Raw genomic sequence first — 24,020 nt, forward strand, 5'->3', positions numbered from 1 at the left:
GCCGCGCAGGCCGGCCGGACGCGCCGCCGCTCAGTGGCGCTCGGCCGGCAGGTGACCGAAGCGGTGCCGCGTGAGCGAGATGGCCTGCTCGCGCAGCACCGTGAGCAGCTCGCGTCGGCCGGTCGCCAGCACCGGCTGGGTCAGCAGGGAGACGTCCTCCCCGGCGAGCGCACCGGGCAGGGACGCGGCCTCGTCGCCGATGACCCGCACCCGCCCGGTGACCTCGCCGCGACGGACCCGGCCGATCAGCTGGTCCGCCGACTCGGCCGCGTCGACGTGGGCGGCCAGGCGCCGCAGGCCCAGCCGGGCGGGCTCGCCCGTGGCGTCGAGCGCCTTGAGCGCGTTGGAGAGCTCGGGGTGCAGGCTCACCCGGACCTCGCTGCCGGCCAGCTCGCCCGCGAGCAGGACGCGGACGAGCTCGACGGCGCTCGCGCCGACCCCGGCCCGCACGGTCACCGGCACGGGCCGGTAGCGGAAGGTGTTCTCCTCGCTGCGCAGCCCGGTCCAGTCGACCTCCCGGCCGAGCTCGCCGGCCCAGGCGGCGGCGTCGGAGGCGACGGCGGCGCGCAACCAGGACCGGTCGGCCTGGGAGGTGATGAGCCCGGTGTAGTCCGCCAGGGCGCGGCGCACCTCCCGGGCGGGCTCGCCCTGGCGCCCCGGGACGCCGTCGGCCGCCCAGGTGCCGAGCTGAGCGACATAGTTCGGCCCGCCGGCCTTCGCGCCGGGGCCGACGGCGGAGTCCTTCCACCCACCGAACGGCTGGCGCTGGACGATCGCGCCGGTGATGTGCCGGTTCACGTAGGCGTTGCCCACCTCGACGCGGTCGAGCCAGGAGGCGATCTCGTCCTCGTCGAGGGAGTGCAGGCCGCCGGTGAGGCCGAAGGCGGTGGCGTTCTGCAGCGCGACGGCCTCCTCGAGGGTGCGGGCCCGCATGATCCCGAGCACCGGGCCGAAGCACTCGGTGAGGTGGAAGAACGAGCCCGGCGCTACGCCCTCCTTCAGCCCGGGCGCCCACAGCCGGCCGGTCTCGTCCAGGCGGCGGGGTTCGACGAGCCAGGACTCCCCCGGCTCCAGCGTGGTCAGCGCGCGCTCGAGCTTGCCCGTGGGCGGCTCGATGACCGGGCCCATCGTCACGCCCAGATCGTCGGGCCAGCCCACCCGCAGGGACCGCACCGCGTCGACGAGCTGGCGGCGCAGCCGCTCCGACCGCCCGGCGGAGCCGACCAGGATGACCAGCGAGGCCGCCGAGCACTTCTGCCCGGCGTGGCCGAACGCGCTCTTGACGAGGTCGGCCACCGCGAGGTCGTAGTCCGCGGCGGGGGTGATGACGAGGGCGTTCTTGCCCGACGTCTCGGCGTACACCCGCGGGCCGCCAGGCCGCTCGGCCCGCCACCGCTCGAACATCCGCGCGGTCTCGATGGCGCCGGTGAGCACGACGGTGTCCACGCCCTCGTGGGCCACCAGCGCCCGGCCGACCTCGCCCTCGTCGGTGCGCACCACCTGCAGCAGGTCCGCCGGCGCCCCGGCGGCCGCGAGCGCCGCCTGCACCGCCCCCGCGGCCACCTCGGTGCAGCCGGGGACGGCGTGGGCGGGCTTGATGACGACGGCGGAGCCGGCGGCCAGCGCGGCCAGCACCCCGCCGGTGGGGATGGCCACGGGGAAGTTCCACGGCGGGGTCACGAGCGTGAGGGTCGACGGGGTGAAGGCTGCGCCGTCGGTGGACAGGTGCCCGGCGTCCGGGGCGAGCTCGGCGGCCCGGTCGGCGTAGTAGCGGGCGAAGTCGATCGCCTCGGAGACCTCCGGGTCGGCCTCGGCCACGGTCTTGCCGCCCTCGGCGGCCATCACGGTGACCAGATCGCCGCGGCGGGCCTCGAGCTCGTCGGCGGCCGCGCGCAGGACGGCGGCGCGTTCGGCGCCGCTGCGCGCGGCCCAGGCCGGCTGCGCGGCGCGTCCGGCGGCGACCACGCGGTCCACCTCCGCCGGCGAGTCGAGCACCGGTGAGCTCGGCGGCGCGGGCCGGGCGGTGACCCGGTCCCCGGCCCAGGCGCGCACGGCGGGCAGCGCGGGGTCGGCGTCGGTGGTGTTGGCGAAGCGCTCGCCGGCGCGGGGGTGCTCGGGCGTGCGGCGCGGCTCGGCGGGCACGGTCGCCATCGCGGCGACCGAGGCACGGAACCGGGCCTCCTGGTCCGCCATCGCGCCCGCCGGCCCCGCGCCGTCCCCGGCCGCCGGCCCAACGCCGTCGCCGCCCGCCGGCCCGACGCCGTCGCCGCCCGCCGGCCCGACGCCGTCGCCGGCGAACAGCGCGTGGAGGAAGTTCTGCGACTGGGAGTTCTCCTCCAGCCGGCGCACCAGGTAGGAGACGGCGACGTCGAAGTCCTCCGGCGCCACCACCGGGGTGTAGAGGATGACCGCGCCGACGGTGTCGCGCACCGCCCGCGCCTGGGCCGGGGCCATGCCCTGGAGCATCTCGACGTCGAGCGAGGCGCCCACGCCGCGGCGCTCGGCGAGCAGGTGGGCCAGCGCCACGTCGTAGAGGTTGTGCGACGCCACGCCCAGCCGGACCACACCGGCGAGCTCGGGCCGCAGGGTCCGCTCGATCAGCCGCAGGTAGTTCGCGTCGACCTCGGCCTTGTCGGCGTAGGGCGCCTGCGCCCAGCCGTGCAGCTCGGCCTCGACGCGCTCCATCGACAGGTTCGCACCCTTGACGAACCGGATCTTGATGCCCGCCCCGCCGGCCATCGCCCGCTTCTCGGCGAAGGCGATGAGTCGCTCGAGCGCGGCGCGCGAGTCGGGCAGGTAGGCCTGCAGCACGATGCCGGCCTCGAGGTCGCGCAGCTCCGGCTCGGCCAGCAGCGCCGTGAACACCTCCACGGTGAGGTCGAGGTCGCGGTACTCCTCCATGTCGAGGTTGACGAACGCGTGCGGCGAGCGGGCCCGCGCGGCCTGGTAGAGCGGCCGCAGGCGGCGCAGCACCCGCGCGCAGGTGCCCTCGGTGTCCCAGGTGGAGATCTGGGAGACGAGGGAGGAGACCTTGATGGAGACGTAGTCGACGTCCTCGCGCGCGAGCAGCGCGAGGGTGCGCTCGGTGCGGGCGGTCGCCTCGGCCTCGCCGAGCACGGCCTCGCCGAGGAGGTTGATGTTGAGCCGGAAGCCCTGCTCCCGGGCGCGGGCGAGGTGCTCGGCCAGCGCGGGGTCGTGGGCGTCGACGACCAGATGGCCGACCAGCTGGCGCAGCCGCTTGCGGGCCAGCGGCACCACGACGCCCGGGGCCAGCCGCGCCACCCGGGCGCCCACGGCGAGCAGCGCCTGGTCCGTGGGGCGCAGGAAGCCCGCGGCGCCGGCCGAGATGCCGGCGAGCTCCTTGGCGGCCACCCGGGAGTCCTCCGGCCGCGCGACCTGGTCGACGAAGCGCACCGCGAGGTCGAGGCCCTCCGGGTCGCCGACGAGCCCGGCCAGCTGGGTGGTCGCGACGCGCTCGGCGTCGGTCTGTCCGGCCTCGGTCGCCGCCAACCAGCGGCGGCCGAGCGCGACGGCGTCGTCCACCAGCGCCCCGACGTCGTCGCGCACCACGTCCGCGGCGCGCGTCCGGCGCCCCTGCGGCACGTCGTCGGCGGCGGAGGTAGGAGCGTGCTGGGTGGTCATGGGGTGGCCTCCTCACCAGACGGGCGGCGGGGTTCGCCGCTGCCGACGGCCCGCGGGGTGCGCCGGCCGGGTCGGCGTGTCGCGATCCACGGTACTGGGCACCCTGCCACGCGCGCATGGGTCGGGCACCCGCAGCGGGCCTGTCATCTGCGCTCTTGCACGCTGGGTCCCGGCCGGGGCCGGGGGCAGTGATGCCCTGGCTCGCCGTTGAGCCAGGTGCGTGACGTACGTTACACCCCCGAAACACGTGCTCGGGGGATCTGCGGACCGGTACGCGCCGCTACTCGCCCAGCATCCACCGGTGCGGCGCGGCGAGGCGGCGCGCCTCCTCCGGCCCCCAGGAGCCGGGCGGGTAGGGCAACGGGGCGGGTCGGTCCGGTCCCTGCAGCGGCGCGAACGCGGTGAACGCGGCCCGCAGGCCCTCCGCCGTCGTGAACAGCGACCGGTCCCCGACGAGGGCGTCGTTGATGAGCGAGGCGTAGGGCGAGAGCCCCTCCCCGCCGACGACGTCGTCGAGGTTGAGCCGGGCGCGCCCGGAGGAGTACGTGAGGTCCGGGCCGGGGGTCTTGACGGTCATGCCCAGCGCGACCTCGCCCTCGCCGGCGAAGTCGATCTCGACGGTGTTGGGCACCTTGAGCTCGTGGGCGAGCGGGCCGAACGGCGGGCGGAGGACCAAGGTGATGCGCTGCTGCTTGGTGGCCATCCGCTTGCCGGTCCGCAGCAGGAAGGGCACGCCGCGCCAGCGCTCGGTGTCGACCCACAGCCGGGCGGCGACGAAGGTGTCCTGGGTGGAGTCGTCCGGGACGCCGGGGATGTCGCGGTAACCGTCGAACTGGCCGAGGACCACGTCCTCCTTCGGGTCCAGCGGGTGGAAGGACTTCAGCACGGCCTCGCGGGCCTGCAGGACGCTGTTGGGGTCGCGCAGGTCCATCGGCGGCTCCATGGCCACTTGGCTGGCGACCTGGAAGAGGTGGGTGACGAGCATGTCGAGGGCGGCGCCGGTGGCCTCGTAGAACGTCGCCCGGTTGGCGACGTCGAGGTCCTCGGGCACGTCGATCTGCACCTGCTCGATGCTGGAGCGGTTCCACTCGGAGCCGAAGAGCTGGTTGGCGAAGCGCAGCACGTAGATCGTCTGCACGCCCTCCTTGCCGAGGAAGTGGTCGATGCGGAAGACCTGCTCCTCGGCGAGCACCTCCTTGACCAGGGCGTCGAGCTTCTCGAAGGACTCCAGCGAGGTGCCGTACGGCTTCTCGAAGATCACCCGGGCGCCGTCGGCGAGGTGGTGCGCGCCCAGCCCCCGGGTGATGGGGGCGAAGGCCACCGGCGGCACGGCGAGGAAGTGGATGACCACCGGCTCGCCGCCCGTCTCCCGGCGCAGCTCCTCGCGCACCTCCCCCAGCACCTCGGGCAGCCGCCCGGGGTTGTCGACCCCGAAGGTCCCGGCGCAGTAGCGGACGTTGCCGCGGATGTGGGCCCAGTCGTCCGGCAGTCCGCCGCCGCGGCGGGCGACCGCCTCGTCGACGTGCCGGCGGAATCCTTCATCGTCGAGCTCGTCCGCCGCGCAGCCGATGATGCGCCACGCCCGCGGCATGAGGCCCCGCTCGTGCACCTCGACGATCGCGGGGAGCACCATGCGGCCGGCGAGGTCGCCGGTGGCGCCGAACAGGACGATGACGGCGGCGTCGGGCAGCTGCTGGGTGGTCGACGACGGGGTGTGCGGCATGCCCGCAACCTACGCGGCCCCCGCGTTCCGGGCGCGCCGACCCCCGCCCCCCGGTTGCGAGCGACGGCGCCGCGGTGACGTGCGACGATCAGGCCATGACCGACGTCGACCCGGACCTGAAGTCCGCCGCCTCCCCCGACCTGGAGGCCTCCCCCTCGCCGGCGCTGTGGGCCGAGCGCACCGGCACCCGCACCTACACCGGGCGCAACACCCGCGGCGCCCAGGTGCTCATCGGCGACAGCAAGGACGACGGCGTGTTCTCGCCCGGCGAGCTGCTCCAGATCGCGCTCGCGGCCTGCAGCGCGCTGTCCGCCGACCACCGCCTGGCGCACGCCCTGGGCCCCGACTTCCGCGCCGTCGTCGGGGTCTCGAACGCGAAGAACCAGGAGGAGAACCGCTACGAGTCGATGACGGTGGAGATCGTCACCGACCTGTCGGGCCTGGACGAGGCCGCGCGGGCCAAGACGCTCGAGCGGGCGGAGATCGCCATCGAGCGGCAGTGCACGGTCGGGCGCACCCTCGAGGCCGGGGCCTCGCACACCATCGTCTTCACCGACGAGGCGGCCGGATGAGCACGACGACGGCCACCAGCCCGGGGTCGCCGCTCGAACGGCTGCTCGACCGTGCCGTGCGCCGCTCGAAGGGGCACGAGGTGGCCCTCGAGCTGCGGCAGGAGCACCCGGGTGCCACGCCGGCCGAGCTCATCGGCCTCCTCGAGCGGCGCTACCTGCGGCGGTCCGCCCTGCTGGGCGGGGGCGTCGGGGCGGCCGCGACCGTGCCGGCGGTCGGCACCGGCACCGCGGTGGTGCTCACCGCAGGCCAGGTGGCCTCCTTCCTCATCTCGTCGGCGACCTTCGCCATGGCCGTGGCCACCGTCCACGGGGTCGAGGTCGACGACGTCGAGAGGCGCCGGACGCTCCTCGCCGCGTCGCTGCTCGGCGAGGAGGGCGCCGAGATCGTCTCCGGGCAGGTCGGCCTGGGCACCTTGTACTGGGCGCGGACCCTGCTCACCAAGCTCCCGATCGGGCGGATCCGGGCGGTGAACAAGCTGCTCGCCCGGCGCCTCATGCGCTTCGGGTTCGCGCGCGGCGGGGCGCTGGCGCTCGGGCGCCTCGTGCCGTTCGGGGTCGGCGCGGTCATCGGCTACGTCGGCACCCGGGGCATGGGGCAGAACGTGGTCGACGGCGTGCACGAGGCCTTCGGGCCGCCGCCGGCCCGCTTCACCGCGGACCTCGAGCCGGCCCGCTGACCCGGCCGCCGGCGTCGGCCGCCCCGGCCGCCCGCCCCCGCGCCGCACCGGGCCCGGTCCGGCACGATGGGCACGTGAGCGTCCCCGTCCCGTCCGTCCCCCTCACCGCGCCGGGCGGCGTCGTCGAGATCCCCGTGCTGGGGCTGGGCACGTGGCAGGCGCGGGGCGCCGAGGCCTACGACGCCGTCCGGGCCGCCCTCGACGCCGGGGTCCGCCACGTCGACACCGCGACGATGTACGCCAACGAGCGCGACGTGGGCCGGGCCCTGGCCGACTCGGGCGTGGCTCGCGAGGAGCTGTTCGTGACCACCAAGCTCCCGCCGGACCGGGCCGGGCAGGAGGCCGCCACCCTCGAGGCGTCGCTGCGGGCGTTGGGACTGGACCACGTCGACCTCTGGCTGGTGCACTGGCCGCCGCAGGGGCGCGCGCGGCCGGAGACCTGGGAGCGGTTCATCGAGGCGCAGGCCGCGGGCCGGGCCCGGGCGATCGGGGTGTCGAACTACTCGGCCGCGCAGATCGACGAGCTGGTGACGGCGACCGGCGTGACGCCCGCGATCGACCAGATCCCGTGGAGCCTGCCCGACTACGACCCCGCCGTGGTCGACGCGCTGCGCTCCCGGGCGGTGGTCCTCGAGGGCTACAGCCCCTTCAAGCGGACCCGCATGTCGGACGCGACGCTGAGGGCCGTGGCGGACGCCCACGGCGTCACCCCGCAGCAGGTCGTCCTGCGCTGGCACGTCCAGCACGGCTTCGTCGTCATCCCCAAGTCCGTCACGCCCGCGCGCATCGCGCAGAACGCCGACGTGTTCGGCTTCGCGCTCACCGACGAGGAGATGGCGGCCCTCGACGGGCTCGGGCAGACCCGGCGCTGACCACCGGTACCGTCGGCGCGGGCCCCGGCCGCCCGCTCAGCTGCTCATCTCGGCGGCGATGTGCCGCGACCAGCGGGCGACGGCGTCCCAGTCGCGGAAGTCGCCCACCGGCGCGTGCAGCGCCCGGGCGACGGCGCGCTCGGCGTAGGCGAGCTTGTGCTTGTCGAGGCAGCCGGGGAAGACGGTGTGCCCGCGCGCGGCGGTCGTCACCATGACGGAGGAGATGTCGACGTCCTCGGAGGGCATCGGGGGGTCGCCGAGCGGGCCCGAGGAGAACAGCCACACCTCGCGCGCGGCGAGCTCGGGGCCGAGGCGCTCGACGAAGTCGTACCCGCTCTTGAGCCACCGGCCGGCGTAGATGGCGCTGCCGAGGACGACGGCGTCGAAGGCGGTGACCTCGTCGACGTCCTCGACCCGGCGGTAGTCCACGTCGTGGCCCGCGTCGGCGAGGTGGCGCGCGACCGTCCGGGCGATCTCCGCGGTGGAGCCGTGCCGGCTCGCGGCCGTGACGAGGACCTTCATCGCCGCACCTCCCCGGTGCCACCCCCAGCATCCTCCCGGCGCAGACGTCCGCGCCAGGGTGCTCCGCCCGTGCGCGGGCGGGCGAGGGGCCTCACAGGCCCGGCGAGGGGGCGGCGAGGTCCCGCGCGATCTCCCGTGCCCAGCTCTCGACCTCGTCGACGTCGGCGGCCTCCTCGCCCGCCCGCGGGCCTTCCCCGGGCTGCGCGCGCCCGGCCCGCCCGGGCGGGCCGACGTCGCCGGACGGCAGGGCGGCGGAGAAGGCGTGGTGGTCGCGCGGCCGCAGGGTCTCGGCGATCGAGGCGAGGTCCTCCGGTGCCGCGGCGCCGCCGTCCTCCCGCGCCGCGCCGCCGGTGCCGGCGCCCGTCGGTCCGTTGCTGAACAGCCACACGGGGCGGTAGAGCAGCTCGTGCATGTGGGCACGCAGGAAGGCGACGACCTCGGGATGCCAGCGCCCCAGGTGCACCGACCCTCCGACGACGAACGCGTCGTACCCGGACAGGTCCCCCACCGTGCCCACCGGTCGGACGTCCACGACCTGCCCGGCCGCGCGCAGCACCTCCGCCACCCGGTCCGCGATGCCCCGCGTCGCCCCCTGCCTGCTCCCGTAGGCCACCAGCACCGGCATCTCGCTCACCCCTCCCCGGCGTCGCTGCGCGCCGGGCCCGCGGCGCGCCCACTTCCCACGATGCCCGCCCCGGCCCGCTCGCGGAGGCCGAACGCGCCCCCGGCTTCGGGCGGGTCGGGCCGGGCACGCCCTCCCGGTGCTCAGGGCACCAGCACGGCCGCGCCCTCGTAGGCGTCGGCGGCGAGGTCGGCCAGGGTGTCCGCGGCCGCCGCGAGCGGCCGGACCGTCGTCGTCGGCCGCAGGTCCAGCGTGACCGCCAGGCGCAGCAGCTCCTCGCCGTCGACGCGGGTGTTGGCGGTGACGCTGCGGATCTCCTTCTCGTAGAACACCTCGCGCTCGTAGCTCAGGGGCGGGATGTCGGTGAGGTGGATGCCGGCGATGACGCAGACGCCGCCGCGGTCCAGGGCCCGCAGCGCGGGCGGGACGAGCGTGCCGACCGGCGCGAAGAGGATGACGGCGTCCAGCGGCTCGGGCGGCGCGGCGTCGGCGCCCACCGCCGAGGCCGCGCCGAGGTCGAGCGCCAGGCGGCGGGCCGCCGGCGACCGGGTCATGACGTGGACGACGGCGCCCTGCCGGATCGCCACCTGCGCCACCAGGTGCGCGGAGGCGCCGAACCCCGACAGCCCCAGCCGCCCGCCGGGCGGCAGGCCCGCGCGCTTGAGGGCCCGGTAGCCGACGATGCCCGAGCACAGCAGCGGGGCCGCGGCGGTGGCCGGGACGCCGTCGGGGACGCGGTAGGCGAAGCGCTCGTCCACGACCGCCCGCTCGGCGAACCCGCCGTCGGCGTCCCACCCCGTGAAGCGGGCCGACGGGCACAGGTTCTCCCGTCCGGAGCGGCACCAGCGGCACCGGCCGCAGGTCCCGCGCAGCCACGCCACCCCGATCCGGTCCCCCACCGCGAACCGTCCGGCGCCGTGGCCGAGCCGGTCCACGCGGCCCACGACCTCGTGCCCGGGGACCGTGCGGGGCCGGCGCGGGGCGAGGTCGCCCTCGGTCAGGTGCAGGTCCGTGCGGCACACCCCGCACGCCTCGACGACGAGGCGCACCTGCCCGGGCCCCGGCTCGGGGTCGGGCAGCTCGGTCCACTCCAGCGGTCCGGTGGCGACCGGGCCGGGCCGGGCGACCACCCAGGCGCGCACTCAGGCCTCCGCCCGCTGGTGCTCGACGCCGGCGGCGGTGTGGATGACGGCGTCGGGCCCGGGGTAGAGGAGCGAGACGTGACCGGTGTCCGACCAGCGCACGAGGTAGGGCGCCGTGCCGCCCGGTCCGCGGGCCTCCAGCACCTCGCCGTCACACTCGGGCCCGCCCACGCGCACCGCCTGGACGACGATCCGGTCCCCCGGCGCGGCCGGCGTCATCGCCGTCCCTTCGCGCACGCCCCCGCCGCAGTCATCGGCGTCGCCCCGACCGCACCCCGGCCGCCCTCACCGCTGCGGCTGGCCGGCGCGGCGGGCGAGGTCCTGCCCCCAGGCCCGGGCCCGCTCCCGCTCGCCCGCCCGCAGCGGCCCCTCGACGTCCTCGACGACGAACCGCTCGGGGTCACCCACGAGGGTGGAGCCGTGGCGCCGCAGACCCCGGGCGATGCCATGGCTCGCGCCGCCCGAGAGCGGGGAGGGCAGGTGGGTGTCGAGGGCGGCCGCGCGCCACTCCCCCTCCACCGCCGGCAGGGTGCCACGACAGCGACGTCCATCGGTCACCTCCGCCGGGGCCGGCGCCGGTGCCGGTGCCGGCCGTCGTCCTCATGGTCCTCCCACCCGTCGGCGGCGGGAAGGGTCTTGCGGCCCGCCGGCCGGGTCGAAGGCCCCTTCCCCCGCTCCGGGGGGCGGGTCATGCTGGCTGCATGACCGGCGCCATGGCCGCCGTGGGCCGGGCGGCGCGCAGCTACCCGGTGGTGGCCGCGACCCTGGCCGTCGGCGCCGTCGGGGGTGTCCTCGAGCTGACCGGGGCCGCGCCGGCGGCCCGGGTCGTCCTGTCGGTGTACGCGCTCGTCGTCGCGCTGCGCCAGTCCCGCGGCATGGTGGCCGACCTGCGGGCCGGCACCTACGGCGTCGACCTCCTGGCCGTCCTCGCCGTCGTCTCCACCGTCCTCGTCGGGGAGTACTGGGCGGCCCTGGTGGTGTGCCTCATGCTCTCCGGGGGCGAGGCGCTGGAGGCCTACGCCGCGGGCCGCGCCCGGCGGGAGCTCTCCGACCTGCTCGCGCGGGTGCCACGGGTCGCGCACCGGGTCCGGCCCGACGGCGGCTCCCTCGACGTGCCGATCGACGAGATCGGCCCCGGGGACGAGCTGTGGGTCCGGCCCGGCGAGCTCGTCCCGGTCGACGGCGAGCTGCTCACCGCCGACGCCGCGTTCGACGAGTCCTCGGTGACCGGGGAGTCGCTGCCGGTGGAGCACCGCCGCGGCGACGCCCTGCTGTCCGGCTCGGTCAACGGCGGCGAGGCCGTCCGGGTGCGGGCCACCGCCACCGCCGCCCAGTCGCAGTACCAGGCCATCGTCGCGCTGGTGGAGGAGGCGCAGGCCTCCAGGGCGCCGTTCGTCCGGCTCGCGGACCGGGTCGCCGTGCCCTTCACCCTGGTCGCCCTGGGCATCGCGGCGGTGGCGTGGGCGGTCGCCGGCCAGGCGTCCCGCTTCGCCGAGGTGCTCGTCGTCGCGACGCCGTGCCCGCTGATCATCGCCGCCCCGGTCGCGTTCATGGCCGGCATGTCCCGGGCGGCCAAGACCGGGATCATCGTCAAGTCCGGCGGCACGCTCGAGCAGCTCGCGCGGGTGCGCACGGTCGCCTTCGACAAGACCGGCACCCTCACGCACGGGGTCCCCGTGGTCGCGGCGGTCCACCCGGCCCGGTGCTGGGGGGCCGACGAGGTCCTGGCCCTGGCCGCGGCGGTGGAGCAGTACTCCGCGCACCCGCTCGCCGCCGCGATCGTCGCCGCCGCCCGGCAGCGGGCGCTGCCGGTCCCCGCGGCGCGGGACCCCGAGGAGCACACCGCCCACGGGGTGCGCGCCACGGTGGGTGGCCGCGCCGTCGTCGTGGGCAAGCAGGGGTTCGTCCGCTCCGCCGCGCCCGACGTCGCCGGCGCCCCGCTCGCCCCCGGGCAGACGGGGGTGCACGTGGGCGTGGACGGCGGCTACGCCGGCGTGGTGGCCCTGGCGGACGAGGTGCGCGCCGAGACCCCCGCCACCCTCGCCGCGCTGCACCGCAGCGGGGTGCGCTCGACCCTCATGCTCACCGGCGACGCGGAGCCCACCGCCCGGCACATCGCCGGCCGGATCGGCATCGACGACGTCCGGGCGGGGCTGCTCCCCCAGGACAAGGTCGACGCCGTGCGCGCGGTGACCGACCGCCCGGTGATGATGGTCGGCGACGGCGTCAACGACGCCCCGGTGCTCGCCGTCGCCGACATCGGGGTGGCGATGGGCGCGAAGGGCTCGACCGCGGCGAGCGAGTCGGCGGACGTGGTGGTCATGCTCGACGACCTCTCCCGCACCGTCCGCGCGGTCCGGATCGGCCGGCGCACCCTCCGGGTGGCCTGGCAGGCCATCGGCCTGGGCGTCGGTCTGTCGATGGCGCTCATGGTGGTGGCCGCCTTCGGGCTGCTGCCGGCCATCGTCGGGGCGTGGCTGCAGGAGGCTGTCGACCTGGCGTGCATCCTCTGGGCGCTGCTGGCCTCCCGCCCGGGCCGGGAGGAGCGCGCCGCGGAGCCCCTCCCCCTGCCCGCCCCGCTCCGGGTGCCCGCGGGCGGGTTCAGCCGGGGGTGACCGCGGCCGGGGGCGCCGAGGCCGTCCGCAGGCCCGCCCGCACCTCCTCGTGGAGCCGCTTCAGCCGCTCGCCGGTGACGCACACGGCCGGGACCGGGTCGCGGACCCGCTTCGCCTCGCCCGGCAGCCACGCCAGGCCCTCCGCCAGCCGCGCGTGGGCCTGGGCGAGCGTCGCGGCGGGGCGCAGCCGCCGGCCGCCGCGCACGACGGGCTCGAGCAGCGCCCGAGCCCCCGGTGGGCCCTGGTCGTCGCGAGGGGTGAGCACGTCCGCCGCGCCGGGGCGGCGCCACACCTGCTTGGGGCCGGGCGGGTACCCCTTGCCGGCGGAGAGCTTCGTGACGGGTCGCCCGTGGTACTGCGCGAGCTTGTAGGCGGAGTCCAGCGACGGCGCGTCGGCCGCGGTGCCCACGCGGGTGCCGACGGCGAAGACGTCTACCGGGGCGCCGCGGGCAGCCAGGTCGTCGACGGCGAGCTCGTCCAGGCCGCCGCTCACGACGATGCGCACGGCGGGCAGCCCGGCGTCGTCGAGCAGGCGCCGGGCGAGGCGGGCCTCGGCGGCGAGGTCGCCGCTGTCGAGCCGGACGGCGGCCCGTTCGGCCAGCCCCCGCGCCTGGATGACCGCGGCCGCCGCGCGGACCCCGCCGGCCGTGTCGTAGGTGTCGACGAGGAACGTCGGGCTCGCCGGGAACGCCGCCGCGAACGCCTCGAAGGCGGCGCGCTCGTCGCCGGTGGCCTGCACGTAGGAGTGCGCCATCGTCCCCGTGGCCGCCAGGGCGAGCTGGCGGGCGGCGGCGACGTTGCTCGTGGCGGCGAACCCGGCGAGGGCGCCCGCGCGCGCCGCCGCGGTGGCCGCCTCGAGGCCGTGGTCCCGGCGCAGCGAGAAGTCGACCACCGGCCGGCCGCGGGCCGCCAGGACGCACCGGACCGCCTTGCTCGCCAGCGCCGTCTGGTAGGTGACGGCGTTGAGCAGCATCGACTCGGGCACCTGGGCCTCGGGCAGCGGCGCCGTGATCTCGAGGAGCGGCTCGCCGGCGAGGACCACCGTGCCCTCCCGGACCGCCCAGGCCTCCCCGGTGAAGCACAGGCCGGCGAGCGGGGCGAAGGTGTCCTCGCCCGTGCCGAGCTGGGTCGCGAGCCAACGGGTGTCGGCGTCGGTGACCTGCCAGGCGAGCAACCGGCCCACCGCCTCGTCGACCCCGGCCGCCACCAGGAAGCCCCGGTCGGGCGGCAGCGTGCGGACGAACAGGCTGAAGGTCGCCGCCGCCTCCATCCCCCGGCGACGGTAGATCGCCGCCATGGTCAGCTCGTACAGGTCGGTGACGAGCATCGCCCCGTCCTCCCCGCGGAAGCCGGCCCCCGGCCGCCGTCAGCTGCGCTGGACGTCGATGCGCCTCGCCGAGGGCGCCTCGGGTGGAACGGGCAGACGCACCTCGAGCAACCCGTCGCGGTAGCTGGCCGAGACGACGTCCGGGCTGGTGCCCTTGGGCAGGCGGATCTGCCGTTCGAACCGCCCGTACCGGAACTCGCTGCGGTAGCTGTCGGCCTGGCGGTCCTCGGTCCGCTCCTGCCGGTGGGCCCGGATGGTCAGGACGCCCTCGTCGACCGTGACGTCGATGTCCTTCTCCGGGTCGACACCGGGCAGCTCGGCGCGCACGACCAGCTGGTCGCCCTCCCGGACCTCCTCGACGCGGATCGGCGCGCCGGCCGGGCGGCCGGCCTCGCGGAAGGGCCACCCCGCCTCGCCGAACGGCCAGTCCCAGCGGGGCGGCCAGCCGCCCCACAGGTGCTCCGCGAGCTCACGGGGCGACCAGCGGGCGGGGGTCATCTGGCGACCCGTCTCCTCCTGGCCCTGCTGGGGGGAGGCGGGCTGCTGTCCGCCCGGGGCCTGTCCCCCGCCGAGCGGCGGCTGTGGGGCGCCCGGAGGCTGTGCGGACTCCGTGCTCATCGCGATCCTCCTTGACCGGTCAAGCCGGGCCGAGGTGACCCGGCCCGTCTACCGTGCGCCCGCGCGAGTCCCGGTGCAAGGGTCGATCGTCGGCGCCGGGCACGCGCGCCGTCGGGCACTCGCGCAGGACGCGGGGGGCGTGGTGCACTGGCTCCAGGACTCCCCGCGCCGTGACCACGATGTGCCGGCGGGCCGACCGGGCGCCGGCCCGACTCGAGGGAATTGGGGGAACGACCATGACCACCACCCCAGAGCGACGCCGCACCGCCGGGGACGTCGTTCTCGGCATCCTGCTGCTCCTCGCTGGTCTGTTCGTGCTCGGCAACGCCGTTCTGGCGACGAAGGCGTCCATCCTGCTGCTGGGCTGGATCGCCGTGTGCGCGGGCCTCGCGCTCTTCCTCGGCGCGTTCTTCCGGATCGGCTCGGGCCGATTCTGGTCGGCGGCGCTCGGCGGGGGGCTGCTCGTGGTGCTGGGCGTGTTCACGCTGCGCAACCCCGCGATCGGTGCGGCCACGCTCACCCTGCTGGCCGGCTCGTTGTTCCTCGCGGGCGGTCTGGTGCGGGTCGTCTTCGCCTTCCAGCTCGCCGAGGCGCGCTGGCTGCTGCTCGTCAGCGGGATCATCTCGGTGCTGCTCGGGCTGTACGTGCTGTTCAACCTCAGCACCGCCTCGCTCGCGCTGCTCGGCGTGCTCATCGGCATCCAGATCCTCGTCGAGGGACTCACGATGCTCGTGGCCGGGCGGGTGCGCAGCGCCCCGGCCGGCGGGATGCGGCTGGGCGCGGCGACCTGAGGGCGCGCCCGGCCGGCGGCGTCACGCGCCCGGCCGGGCGCTCCACTCGGGCGCGAGCGCGGCCATGCGGATCATGTCGACGCGCCGGCCGTCGAAGAGCAGCGCCTCGCGGTCCACCCCCTCGACGACGAAGCCGGCCTTCTCGTACACGTGCCGGGCGCGGGGGTTGAAGGCGTAGACCCCCAGCGAGACCCGGTGCAGCCGGAGGTCCGCGAAGGCGTAGCGGAGCAGGAGGGTCGTCGCCTCGGTGCCCAGCCCGCGGCCCCGGCCGTCGGGGCCGATGAGGATCCGGAAGTTGCAGGCGGCGTTGGCCGGCTCCCACTCGTTGAGCACCACCTCGCCCACGCACCGGCCGCTGCGCCGGTCCTCGACGGCGAGATCGAGGCGGCCCTCCTGCGCGCCCCGGGTGGAGTACCAGGCGGCGAGGTCGCCGAACCGGCCGTCGTCGGCCTGGGCCTCGGTGGTGCTGGACGCGCTGCCGGTGAGGATGCGCACCTCGGGATCGGCGATCGCGGCGGCCATCGCCGCGACGTCGTCGTCGCGGAAGGGCCGCAGGGCGACGCGCGCGCCCACGAGCGTCGGCTTGGCGGCGAAGGGGGTTCCGGTCACGGGGAGGATCCTGCCCGAGCCGCCCGCGGCGGACCAAGACGCGCGGCGCGTGCCCCCGAGAAAACGGCACTGTGGCAACGGATAAGCAGTGGGTTGAGCGTGGGCGGCTCAACTTTTACGCCGAGAGCGATCTACCGCTAGCACTCCCCGGGTCCGAGTGCTAAAACGGGTGTCACGAAGACCGCCGGCCCCACCGGATGCGGGCCGGCGGCGACACGGCCCGGAAGGCCCGGGCCGCACGGAGTGAGGTGGTATTCATGGCTACCCGTTACGACCCGTTCCGGGAGATGGACCGCTGGCTGTCGAACGTGCGCCAGGTTCCCGCGGCCCCCGGCCTGCCCCTGGACCTCTACCGCCAGGGGGAGGTCTTCGTCGCCAAGGTCGACCTGCCCGGCGTCGACCCCGCGACCATCGACATCGACGTGGAGGACCGGACCCTGACCATCCGGGCCGAGCGGCGGCGCGAGGAGGCGGAGGACCTCCAGTGGCTGACCCACGAGCGGCCCACCGGCACCTTCGCCCGGCAGCTCTCGCTCGGTCAGGGCCTGGCCCTGGACCGGATCGAGGCGGCCTACTCCGACGGCGTGCTCACGCTGACCATCCCGGTCGCCGAGGAGGCCAAGCCCCGCAAGATCCAGGTCGCCCACACCGGCCGGCCGGCCTCCGTGGAGACCGGATCGAGCGAGGAGGCCGCGTCCATCTGAGACGCCCACGTCCCGGCCCGCGCGGCCGGGGCCGCCGAGCCCCGGGGTGCAGCACCGAGGAGACCCGACGTCTCGGTGACGCACGAAGGGCCCGCCCCGGGCTCGGCCCACCGAGGAGCAGTGACAGGACAGGAACCGTCCCGGCCGGCACCGGCCGGACCGGCCCGGCACCCCGGGCCGCCACTCTGGAGGTGACACCGATGCGTACCGACCCGTTCCGTGAGATGGACCGCCTGCTGGACACCGTGCTGCGCCAGGCTCCGACGACGCACCCGATGCCCATGGACCTGCACCGCGACGGCGACACGTTCGTGGCGAAGATCGACCTGCCGGGAGTGCGCCCGGAGAGCCTCGACCTCGACGTCGAGGAGCGCACGCTGACGGTGCGCGCCGAGCGGGCCGCCGACGTCGCCGAGGGCGTGCAGTGGCTCTCCCGGGAGCGCCCCACGGGCACCTTCGCCCGCCAGCTCACGCTCGGCCCGCGGGTGGACGCCGACCACATCGACGCCACCTACGCCGACGGCGTGCTGACGCTGACCCTCCCCGTCGCCGAGGAGGCCAAGCCCCGCAAGATCCAGGTCGCCCACAGCGGCGGCCGGACCACGCTGGAGCAGGGGTCCGCGCGCACGATCGAGGGCGCCGCGAGCGGCACCGACAGCTGACGGCACGCGCCAGGGGCCGGGCGGGTTCGTCCCGCCCGGCCCTTTCGCGGGCGCCGCGGTCCTTCCCCCCGGTTCGGACGCCAGGGACGCGAGCCGTGCCGTCGCCCGTGGTCCGCGTCCCGCTCGGCACTCCGCCTACGATGCACCCGTGACCCCCCAGCCCCGCGTCAACACCGCCTACGAGGACCTGCTCCGCCACGTCCTGGAGAACGGCACCCCCAAGAGCGACCGCACCGGCACCGGGACCCGCAGCGTCTTCGGGCACCAGATGCGCTTCCCGCTGACCGAGGGGTTCCCGCTCATCACCACCAAGCGCGTGTTCCTGCGCGGGGTGGCCGAGGAGCTGTTCTGGTTCCTGCGCGGGGAGCACAACGCGCGCCCGCTGCAGGACAAGGGCGTGCACATCTGGGACGAGTGGGCCAGGCCCGACGGCGAGCTCGGACCCGTCTACGGGGTGCAGTGGCGCTCGTGGCCGGCGCCGGACGGGCGCCACATCGACCAGGTCCAGCAGGTCCTCGACACCCTGCGGTCCAACCCCGACTCCCGCCGCATGATCGTCTCGGCCTGGAACGTCGCGGACCTGGATCAGATGGCGCTCATGCCGTGCCACGCGCTGTTCCAGTTCTACGTGGCCGACGGCCGGCTCTCCTGCCAGCTCTACCAGCGCAGCGCCGACCTCTTCCTCGGCGTGCCGTTCAACATCGCCTCCTACGCACTGCTCACCCACATGATCGCCCAGCAGGTCGGCCTCGACGTCGGCGACTTCGTCTGGACCGGCGGGGACTGCCACATCTACGACAACCACGTCGAGCAGGTGACCGAGCAGCTCACCCGCGAGCCCTACCCCTTCCCCACGCTCCAGCTCCGCCAGGCGCCCTCGCTGTTCGACTACACCTTCGACGACGTCGAGGTGGTCGACTACCGGCACCACCCCGCCATCAAGGCGCCGGTGGCGGTGTGATGCTCGGGATGATCTGGGCCCAGGCCCACGACCGCGTCATCGGCGCCGACGGCGCCATGCCCTGGCACCTGCCCGAGGACCTCGCCCACTTCAAGCGCACCACGTCCGGCTCCGCCGTCGTCATGGGGCGGGCCACCTGGGACGCGCTGGACCCGCGGTTCCGGCCGCTGCCGGGCCGGCGCAACATCGTCCTCACCCGCCAGGACCGGTTCACGGCCGAGGGCGCCGACGTCGTCGGCACCCTCGAGGAGGCGCTGCGGCTGGCCGGCGAGGACGGCTGGGTCATCGGCGGCGGGCAGATCTTCGCCCAGGCCCTCCCCCGGGCCGGCCGGCTCGTCGTGACCGACATCGACCTCGCCGTCGACGGCGACGCCCGCGCCCCGGCCATCGACGACACCGTGTGGGAGATCGAGGCCGCCGACCCCGACCGCGGCTGGCACACCTCGCGCACCGGGCTGCGCTACCGCATCACCACGTTCCGCCGGCGCGGCTGAGCCACCACGTTCCGCCGGCGCCTCTGAGCCTGCTTCGCCGACGCGGCGGCCGGGCACCGCGGCGCCGGCGCACGCCCCCGGTCGCGCGGCCGGTCCGCCGCGCCTGCCGGATATGCTCCGGTTTCAGAAGATGCCGTCCTGAATCTGGAGAGTCGATGAGACCCGTCCGTCGCGCCGCCCTGCTCGGCGCCACCGCCCTCACCGTGGCCCTGCTGGGCGCCTGCTCGTCCTCGGCGGACGCCCCCGCGGACGCGGCGTCCACCGCCGCCTCGCACGGCGCGGCCAAGGACGGCGCGAAGGCCGCCCCGGCGTCCGGGGCCGGCGTCGACGACCTGGACCCCGCCGACGTCATCGCCGAGCAGACGTACACCGTGCCGGGCAGCGAGGACAAGGTCACCGTCGGGGTGCACTCGCTCGTGGTCAAGGGCGACGTGATGGTCCTCAACCTCTTCTTCACCCCGGAGTTCGCCGACCACCCCAAGGACGAGCCGATCTCCGTCTTCGACATGGTGGGCGCCGCGTGGGACCCGAGCCTGATGGACCGGGAGAACCTCAAGGAGTACACGATCCTCAGCGAGAACGTCACCACCGACTGGGCCGCCGACCAGGTCCACACGGAGGCCACCAACGGCCAGCCGGTGCTGTGGTGGGGCGGGTACGCCGCCCCGCAGGACGACATCGACACCGTCGACGTCCGGGTGCTCGACGAGCTGCCCGAGTTCACCGACGTCCCGATCACCCGATGAGCGCGGCGCCCTCGCCGCGGTGGTGGGCACCGCGCGGGCGCCGGCGCGACCGGTCCCGCGCCGGCCGCGCCACCCGAGGCGGCGCCGCGGCAGCCCTCGCCGTCGTCCTCGCCGCGACGCTCGCACCGCCGGCCGCCGGCTTCGCCGGCCCCGACGAGCTGCCCGATCCCACGCCCGAGCTGCTGGCCGCCTCGGTCATCGCGTGGGACCCGGCCGGCACGGTCATCCAGTGGGACCCGGCCGGCACGGTGCGCTCGGTCGAGCAGGTCGAGACCCAGGCGGGGAAGACCACCATCACCCTCGCCACGGACATCCTCTTCACCCCCGACAGCGCGGACCTGCCGGAGACGGCGGCGGCGCGGATCGGCGAGCTCGTCGCCCAGGTGCCGCAGGGCGCCGCGGTGCAGGTGCACGGGCACACCGACTCCGTCCAGGGCGCCGTGGACAACCAGCAGCTCTCCACCGGCCGCGCCGAGGCGGTGGCCGAGGTGCTGCGGTCAAGCCGGCCCGACCTCCAGCTGGAGGTCGCGGGCTTCGCGGCCACCCGGCCGGCCGTGTCCGAGCGCGCCGACGACCCCGCCACCCGCGCCGCGAACCGCCGCGTGGAGATCGTCTACACCGGCTGACGCCCGGGTTCGCCGTCCCGGGCGGCGACGGGCGCGGCGACGGTGGCGGCGCCGGCCGGACGACGTCGCCGGCGCCGGCCCGCGGCACGCCCGGGGGCCGCACGCCGGGAGGAGAAGCGCCGCGACCGGCGCAGCACCCGGTACCCCTCGCGGCGCACCCGCGCTGCCGGCGCGCCCGGCAGCGCGCGGTAGAACCACACCTTGCCCAGCTCGATGAGGCCCAGGTAGCACACGACCAGCACGACGAGCACGGCGAAGAAGCCCACCGGCAGGGGCCGGAAGCCGAGGGCGGGCGCCACGGGCAGGTATGGCAGGACCGCGCCCAGCGCGACGACGGCGAACATGGCCGCCGTCAGGGCCAGGCTCGGGCGGCTGCGCAGGAACGGCACCCGGCGGGTGCGGATGACGAAGATGACGAGGCACTGGGTGGCCAGCGACTCGACGAACCACCCGGTGCGGAACAGCGCGGGCCCGGCGTGGAACACCCACAGCATCACGCCGAACGTGAGGAAGTCGAACACGGAGCTGATCGGCCCGAAGAACAGCATGAAGCGGCGGATGAACCCCACGTCCCACCGGGCCGGCCGGGCCAGCTGCTCGGCGTCCACGCGGTCGGTGGGGATCGCGAGCTGGCTGGCGTCGTAGAGCAGGTTGTTGAGCAGGATCTGGGTCGGCAGCATCGGCAGGAAGGTCAGCAGGGCCGAGGCGCCCGCCGCGCTGAACATGTTCCCGAAGTTGCTCGACGTCCCCATGAGCACGTACTTGATGGTGTTGGCAAAGATGCGGCGCCCGTCCACCACGCCGTCGGCGAGGACGTCGAGGTCCTTCTCCAGCAGGATGATGTCGGCGGCGTCCTTGGCCACGTCGGCCGCGGAGTCGACGGAGATCCCCACGTCCGCGGCGTGCAGGGCCAGGGCGTCGTTGACGCCGTCGCCGAGGAAGGCGACGTCGAGGCCGGTGCTGCGCTGCGCGCGCACGATGCGGGCCTTCTGCGCCGGGCTCACCCGCGCGAACACCGTCGTCCGGGCCACGAGGGCGGGCAGCCGCGCCTCGTCGGTGGCGTCGAGCTCGCCGCCGGTGACGACGGCGGCCACGGGCAGGCCGAGCTGCTCGCAGACCCGGGCCGCGACCTGGGCGTTGTCGCCGGTGACGACCTTGACCGTCACCCCCAGGCGGGCCAGGCGCTCCAGCGCCCCGGGCGCGCTGGCCTTGGGGGCGTCGAGGAAGACGAGGAAGCCGCGCAGCGTCAGCTCGCGCTCGTCCTCGGGCCCGATGGCCGCGCGGCCGGGCAGCGGCCGGGTGGCGACGGCGACGACGCGGCCGCCGGCGCCGAACTCGGCGTCCAGGACCCCGCGGGCGGCGGCGGGCACCTCCGCGCAGCGCTCGAGCACGCCCTCGGGGGCGCCCTTGGTGATCAGGGTGGGGACGCCGTCGCCGTCGGACACGAGGACGGAGGCGAGGCGCCGGTCGTGGTCGAAGGGCACGGCGGCGAGCCGCCGGTAGCGGGCCAGCTCGTCCACCTGGTCGGCGGCGCCCGCCCACAGGGCGGCGTCGAGGGCGCTGCCGCCGCCGCGGTCGGCGCCGGCCACGTCCGGGTCGCTGCAGAGCAGGCCGAGACGCAGCACCTCCGCGCTGGGGGCGCCGCCGGGGCCGACGGCGCGGAGGAAACCGATGCGGCCCTCGGTGAGCGTGCCGGTCTTGTCGGTGAAGAGGACCTCGATGTCCCCGAGGTCCTCGATGCACACCAGGCGTTTGACGAGCACCTTGCTGCGGGCCAGCTGCCGGGAGCCGGCGGCCAGGGAGGTGGAGACCACCGCGGGCAGCAGCTGCGGGGAGATCCCGACCGCGATGGCAAGGGCGAACAGCAGCGCGTCGAGGATGGGCCGCTGCAGCAGCACGTTGGTCACGAAGATCGCCACCGTCAGGGCGGCGCCGACCTGGACCAGCAGGAGGGAGAACCGGCGCAGCCCCACCTGGAACTCGGTCTCCGGCTCACCCTCGGTCAGGCCGGCGGCGATGCGGCCGAACTCCGCCCCGGCGCCGATGGCCACCACCACACCGAGCCCGGAGCCGGCGTGGACGACGGTGCCCATGAGCGCGGCGCTGGCGAGGTCCGCGAGGGCGACGCCGTCCGGGACCGGGACGACCGACTTCGCCACCGGCACCGACTCCCCGGTGAGCACCCCCTCGTCGCACTCGAGGCCGGTGACCTCGAGCAGGCGCAGGTCGGCCGGGACCACCTCGCCGAGCCGGAGCTCGACGACGTCGCCGGGGACCAGCTCGGTGACGTCGACGGCCGCCGTCCGCCCCTCGCGCCGGACCACGCACCGGTGGCGGATCTGCGCGTGCAGCGCCTCGGCGGCCCGCGCCGCCCGGAACTCGTTGCCGACGCCCAGGCCGACCGAGAAGACGAGGATGACGCCGATGATGACGGCACTGGTGCGCTCGCCGAGGAAGAACGACAGCGCGGCCGCGACGGCGAGAAGCAGCAGGAGCGGCGAGCGCAGCTGGCGCACCACGAGCGGGGCGAGGCGGGCGCGGTCCGAGCGGACCGCGTTGGGCCCCACGCGAATGCGGCGCCGGGCGACTTCCGCCCCGGACAGACCGGCGCGGTCGGTTCCCAGGTCGCGCAGGACCTCTTCGGCCGTCTTGGCGGCGGCGGACCCGACGGCGAGCCCCGGCGGCTCGGCGGGGGCGGTGACGGACCTGGCGACCATGGGCACCCCCATCGCCGCCAGGCTAACCCCGCGCCGTCGGCCGCGGGCGGGACGGACGGCCCCCCGGCCCGGTCAGGGCGCCACGGGCACACCTCCGGCCCTCAGGCCGCCACCACCGGCACGGCTCCGGCCCTCAGGCCGCCACCACCGGCACGGCCTCAGGCCGCGGCGCGCACCTCGATGAGGTTGTTCCACGGGTCGTCGACCCGCAGCACCGCGCCGTCGTGACGCACCGCCACGCCCTGCTCACCCATCCGTGCCGAGAGGGCGTTCACCTGCTCGGTGGTGGGCAGGACGATGTCCACCGTGCCGAGCCCGAGGGCCGGCACGCGCGGGCCGGCGCCCGCGCTGTTCCAGGTGTTCATGGCCATGTGGTGGTGGTAGCCGCCGGCCGAGACGAACAGCGCCTGGTTGCCCAGGCTCGTGGTCTCCTCGAAGCCGAGCTTGCGCACGTAGAAGTCACGGGCCGTGGGCACGTCGCCGACCTGCAGGTGCACGTGCCCGACGACCGCGCCCGCCAGGCCGGAGGCCGGGGAGGTCGGGATGGTGGGCTCGGCCGTCGCGATGAGCTCGCGCGCGGCGTCGGTGAGGTGCTGGGCGAGGAACCGGTTCGGGTCGAGCCAGTTCGTCCCCATCTTCACGCGGCCGTTGGTCCACTCCCAGGTCTCCCGGGGCCGGTCGGCGTACAGCTCCAGGCCGTTGCCCTCGGGGTCGGTGAAGTAGAAGGCCTCGGAGACGTCGTGGTCGCCGGCGCCGGCGAAGGTACCCGGGGCGCGCACGGCGACGGAGGCGAGGGCGGCGGCCAGGGCGGACTGGTCCTCGAACAGGATCGCGGTGTGGAACAGGCCGGCGCTGCGGGGCGAGCCCGCCGGCAGCGAGGGGTCGTGGCGCAGCACGAGCAAGGGCACGCCGTGGCGGCCGAGGGTGACCTCGTTGCCCTCCGCGGCCAGGACGGTCAGCATGACGGCGTCGCGGTAGTACCGGGTCATGAGGTCGAGGTCGCCGACCAGGAGCGTGACCGCCCCCATGGCGGTGTCGGCGGGCAGCAGGTCGTCGGCCGGCCCGGAGACCGCGGCAGTGGGCTGGAGGTTGGGGATCTGGGTCATGGCTGCTCCTCGGGGACGGCGATTACTTGACGCTTCAACTTGCTCCGTCGTCAGAGTATTCCGACTGGGACCCAACGGTCCACGCGTTGCGGGGTGAGCCGCGTCTCCTCCGCCGCCTCCCTCACGCTCGCCCGGGGCGCGCGCCGCGGCGCGCCTGTAGCGACACCCTTCGCCGTCCGCCGTCCATCGGGCCGGCCCCCCCCGCCGTCCGGCACTCATCGGCAGCGACACCCCTGGCCGTCGTGCGGTCTCCGACAACAGCAGAAGGCCCG

23 protein-coding genes are annotated in these 24,020 nt (G+C 75.8%); 11 read left to right on the forward strand and 12 right to left on the reverse strand.

Features of this window, described 5'->3' with window-relative positions; genetic code table 11:
- Nucleotides 1-30: 30 nt before the first annotated feature.
- Together GD880_RS16195 and GD880_RS16200 are read right to left on the reverse strand one after the other, a co-directional pair.
- The gene (locus GD880_RS16195; RefSeq protein ID WP_152232654.1) at nt 31-3,642 is read right to left on the reverse strand and encodes a proline dehydrogenase family protein; all 3,612 of its coding nucleotides are present in this window, start codon (nt 3,640-3,642) and stop codon (nt 31-33) included.
- A gap of 280 nt (nt 3,643-3,922) precedes the next feature.
- A complete protein-coding gene (locus GD880_RS16200) occupies nt 3,923-5,365 on the reverse strand; it encodes a glucose-6-phosphate dehydrogenase (RefSeq protein WP_152232655.1) in 1,443 nt (480 codons plus the stop codon).
- Between the two features lie 95 nt (nt 5,366-5,460).
- Here GD880_RS16200 and GD880_RS16205 point away from each other — a divergent pair, with 95 nt between their 5' ends.
- The 3 genes from GD880_RS16205 to GD880_RS16215 all read left to right on the forward strand — a co-directional run bounded on the left by GD880_RS16205 (nt 5,461) and on the right by GD880_RS16215 (nt 7,486).
- The gene (locus GD880_RS16205) at nt 5,461-5,937 is read left to right on the forward strand and encodes an OsmC family protein (RefSeq protein WP_152232656.1); all 477 of its coding nucleotides are present in this window, start codon (nt 5,461-5,463) and stop codon (nt 5,935-5,937) included.
- A complete protein-coding gene (locus GD880_RS16210) occupies nt 5,934-6,614 on the forward strand; it encodes a hypothetical protein (protein ID WP_152232657.1) in 681 nt (226 codons plus the stop codon). Before GD880_RS16205 ends, GD880_RS16210 begins: the two co-directional genes overlap by 4 nt.
- Nucleotides 6,615-6,688: 74 nt before the next feature.
- Nucleotides 6,689-7,486: an aldo/keto reductase gene (locus GD880_RS16215; protein WP_152232658.1), complete on the forward strand. Its 798-nt coding sequence runs from the start codon at nt 6,689-6,691 to the stop codon at nt 7,484-7,486.
- 36 nt (nt 7,487-7,522) lie between these two features.
- Here GD880_RS16215 and GD880_RS16220 read toward each other — a convergent pair whose 3' ends face one another.
- The 5 genes from GD880_RS16220 to GD880_RS16240 all read right to left on the reverse strand — a co-directional run bounded on the left by GD880_RS16220 (nt 7,523) and on the right by GD880_RS16240 (nt 10,291).
- Complete coding sequence (locus GD880_RS16220; RefSeq protein ID WP_152232659.1) at nt 7,523-8,008, reverse strand: flavodoxin domain-containing protein; 486 nt, start codon at nt 8,006-8,008, stop codon at nt 7,523-7,525.
- 91 nt (nt 8,009-8,099) lie between these two features.
- On the reverse strand, nt 8,100-8,633 hold the full coding sequence (locus GD880_RS16225; RefSeq protein WP_226909747.1) for a flavodoxin domain-containing protein: 534 nt from the start codon (nt 8,631-8,633) through the stop codon (nt 8,100-8,102).
- A gap of 140 nt (nt 8,634-8,773) precedes the next feature.
- On the reverse strand, nt 8,774-9,772 hold the full coding sequence (locus tag GD880_RS16230) for a zinc-dependent alcohol dehydrogenase family protein (protein ID WP_152232661.1): 999 nt from the start codon (nt 9,770-9,772) through the stop codon (nt 8,774-8,776).
- The gene (locus GD880_RS16235; protein WP_152232662.1) at nt 9,773-9,991 is read right to left on the reverse strand and encodes a DUF1918 domain-containing protein; all 219 of its coding nucleotides are present in this window, start codon (nt 9,989-9,991) and stop codon (nt 9,773-9,775) included.
- Between the two features lie 66 nt (nt 9,992-10,057).
- Entirely contained in the window at nt 10,058-10,291 is a 234-nt protein-coding gene (locus GD880_RS16240; RefSeq protein WP_152232663.1) for a hypothetical protein, read from the reverse strand.
- Nucleotides 10,292-10,473: 182 nt separating this feature from the next.
- On the opposite strand from GD880_RS16240, the gene GD880_RS16245 reads away from it, so the two are divergent.
- Nucleotides 10,474-12,387, forward strand: a complete 1,914-nt coding sequence (locus GD880_RS16245; protein ID WP_226909736.1) for a heavy metal translocating P-type ATPase — start codon at nt 10,474-10,476, stop codon at nt 12,385-12,387.
- Here the strand turns inward: GD880_RS16245 and GD880_RS16250 are convergent.
- Together GD880_RS16250 and GD880_RS16255 are read right to left on the reverse strand one after the other, a co-directional pair.
- Entirely contained in the window at nt 12,374-13,714 is a 1,341-nt protein-coding gene (locus GD880_RS16250; protein ID WP_152232664.1) for a nicotinate phosphoribosyltransferase, read from the reverse strand. The genes GD880_RS16245 and GD880_RS16250 overlap by 14 nt on opposite strands.
- A gap of 39 nt (nt 13,715-13,753) precedes the next feature.
- A complete protein-coding gene (locus GD880_RS16255; protein ID WP_226909737.1) occupies nt 13,754-14,332 on the reverse strand; it encodes an Hsp20/alpha crystallin family protein in 579 nt (192 codons plus the stop codon).
- Nucleotides 14,333-14,568: 236 nt separating this feature from the next.
- Here GD880_RS16255 and GD880_RS16260 point away from each other — a divergent pair, with 236 nt between their 5' ends.
- Nucleotides 14,569-15,123, forward strand: coding sequence for an HdeD family acid-resistance protein (locus GD880_RS16260; RefSeq protein ID WP_152232665.1), 555 nt, complete (start codon nt 14,569-14,571; stop codon nt 15,121-15,123).
- 21 nt (nt 15,124-15,144) lie between these two features.
- Here the strand turns inward: GD880_RS16260 and GD880_RS16265 are convergent, their stop codons facing one another.
- Complete coding sequence (locus GD880_RS16265; protein WP_264372294.1) at nt 15,145-15,732, reverse strand: GNAT family N-acetyltransferase; 588 nt, start codon at nt 15,730-15,732, stop codon at nt 15,145-15,147.
- Between the two features lie 257 nt (nt 15,733-15,989).
- Here GD880_RS16265 and GD880_RS16270 point away from each other — a divergent pair, with 257 nt between their 5' ends.
- The 6 genes from GD880_RS16270 to GD880_RS16295 all read left to right on the forward strand — a co-directional run bounded on the left by GD880_RS16270 (nt 15,990) and on the right by GD880_RS16295 (nt 19,925).
- The gene (locus GD880_RS16270) at nt 15,990-16,436 is read left to right on the forward strand and encodes an Hsp20/alpha crystallin family protein (protein ID WP_152232666.1); all 447 of its coding nucleotides are present in this window, start codon (nt 15,990-15,992) and stop codon (nt 16,434-16,436) included.
- Between the two features lie 200 nt (nt 16,437-16,636).
- The gene (locus tag GD880_RS16275; protein WP_152232667.1) at nt 16,637-17,098 is read left to right on the forward strand and encodes an Hsp20/alpha crystallin family protein; all 462 of its coding nucleotides are present in this window, start codon (nt 16,637-16,639) and stop codon (nt 17,096-17,098) included.
- Nucleotides 17,099-17,246: 148 nt separating this feature from the next.
- Nucleotides 17,247-18,059 carry a thymidylate synthase gene (locus GD880_RS16280; protein WP_152232668.1) on the forward strand — a complete coding sequence of 271 codons (813 nt, stop codon included), beginning with the start codon at nt 17,247-17,249 and terminating at the stop codon, nt 18,057-18,059.
- Nucleotides 18,059-18,553 (forward strand): dihydrofolate reductase, encoded by a 495-nt coding sequence (locus GD880_RS16285; RefSeq protein WP_193314564.1) that lies wholly within the window; start codon nt 18,059-18,061, stop codon nt 18,551-18,553. Before GD880_RS16280 ends, GD880_RS16285 begins: the two co-directional genes overlap by 1 nt.
- 155 nt (nt 18,554-18,708) lie before the next feature.
- Nucleotides 18,709-19,299 (forward strand): hypothetical protein, encoded by a 591-nt coding sequence (locus GD880_RS16290; RefSeq protein ID WP_152232670.1) that lies wholly within the window; start codon nt 18,709-18,711, stop codon nt 19,297-19,299.
- Entirely contained in the window at nt 19,296-19,925 is a 630-nt protein-coding gene (locus tag GD880_RS16295) for an OmpA family protein (protein WP_152232671.1), read from the forward strand. Before GD880_RS16290 ends, GD880_RS16295 begins: the two co-directional genes overlap by 4 nt.
- Here the strand turns inward: GD880_RS16295 and mgtA are convergent.
- Complete coding sequence (gene mgtA, locus GD880_RS16300) at nt 19,913-22,654, reverse strand: magnesium-translocating P-type ATPase (RefSeq protein ID WP_152232672.1); 2,742 nt, start codon at nt 22,652-22,654, stop codon at nt 19,913-19,915. The genes GD880_RS16295 and mgtA overlap by 13 nt on opposite strands.
- Before the next feature lie 146 nt (nt 22,655-22,800).
- Complete coding sequence (locus tag GD880_RS16305) at nt 22,801-23,748, reverse strand: VOC family protein (RefSeq protein WP_226909738.1); 948 nt, start codon at nt 23,746-23,748, stop codon at nt 22,801-22,803.
- Between the last annotated feature and the right edge of the window lie 272 nt (nt 23,749-24,020).

It is taken from the genome of Georgenia ruanii (genome assembly GCF_009193175.1).
GTDB classification, from domain to species: Bacteria; Actinomycetota; Actinomycetes; order Actinomycetales; family Actinomycetaceae; genus Georgenia; species Georgenia ruanii.

Bases quoted from the DNA above. Each gene is read 5' to 3' on its own strand.
- GD880_RS16245 (WP_226909736.1), top strand. From the start codon at position 10,474: ATGACCGGCGCCATGGCCGCCGTGGGCCGGGCGGCGCGCAGCTACCCG.
- GD880_RS16220 (WP_152232659.1), bottom strand. From the start codon at position 8,008: ATGAAGGTCCTCGTCACGGCCGCGAGCCGGCACGGCTCCACCGCGGAG.
- GD880_RS16205 (WP_152232656.1), top strand. From the start codon at position 5,461: ATGACCGACGTCGACCCGGACCTGAAGTCCGCCGCCTCCCCCGACCTG.
- GD880_RS16285 (WP_193314564.1), top strand. From the start codon at position 18,059: ATGCTCGGGATGATCTGGGCCCAGGCCCACGACCGCGTCATCGGCGCC.
- GD880_RS16275 (WP_152232667.1), top strand. From the start codon at position 16,637: ATGCGTACCGACCCGTTCCGTGAGATGGACCGCCTGCTGGACACCGTG.
- mgtA (WP_152232672.1), bottom strand. From the start codon at position 22,654: ATGGGGGTGCCCATGGTCGCCAGGTCCGTCACCGCCCCCGCCGAGCCG.
- GD880_RS16255 (WP_226909737.1), bottom strand. From the start codon at position 14,332: ATGAGCACGGAGTCCGCACAGCCTCCGGGCGCCCCACAGCCGCCGCTC.
- GD880_RS16210 (WP_152232657.1), top strand. From the start codon at position 5,934: ATGAGCACGACGACGGCCACCAGCCCGGGGTCGCCGCTCGAACGGCTG.
- GD880_RS16235 (WP_152232662.1), bottom strand. From the start codon at position 9,991: ATGACGCCGGCCGCGCCGGGGGACCGGATCGTCGTCCAGGCGGTGCGC.
- GD880_RS16200 (WP_152232655.1), bottom strand. From the start codon at position 5,365: ATGCCGCACACCCCGTCGTCGACCACCCAGCAGCTGCCCGACGCCGCC.
- GD880_RS16295 (WP_152232671.1), top strand. From the start codon at position 19,296: ATGAGCGCGGCGCCCTCGCCGCGGTGGTGGGCACCGCGCGGGCGCCGG.
- GD880_RS16270 (WP_152232666.1), top strand. From the start codon at position 15,990: ATGGCTACCCGTTACGACCCGTTCCGGGAGATGGACCGCTGGCTGTCG.
- GD880_RS16195 (WP_152232654.1), bottom strand. From the start codon at position 3,642: ATGACCACCCAGCACGCTCCTACCTCCGCCGCCGACGACGTGCCGCAG.
- GD880_RS16260 (WP_152232665.1), top strand. From the start codon at position 14,569: ATGACCACCACCCCAGAGCGACGCCGCACCGCCGGGGACGTCGTTCTC.
- GD880_RS16250 (WP_152232664.1), bottom strand. From the start codon at position 13,714: ATGCTCGTCACCGACCTGTACGAGCTGACCATGGCGGCGATCTACCGT.
- GD880_RS16290 (WP_152232670.1), top strand. From the start codon at position 18,709: ATGAGACCCGTCCGTCGCGCCGCCCTGCTCGGCGCCACCGCCCTCACC.
- GD880_RS16225 (WP_226909747.1), bottom strand. From the start codon at position 8,633: ATGCCGGTGCTGGTGGCCTACGGGAGCAGGCAGGGGGCGACGCGGGGC.
- GD880_RS16305 (WP_226909738.1), bottom strand. From the start codon at position 23,748: ATGACCCAGATCCCCAACCTCCAGCCCACTGCCGCGGTCTCCGGGCCG.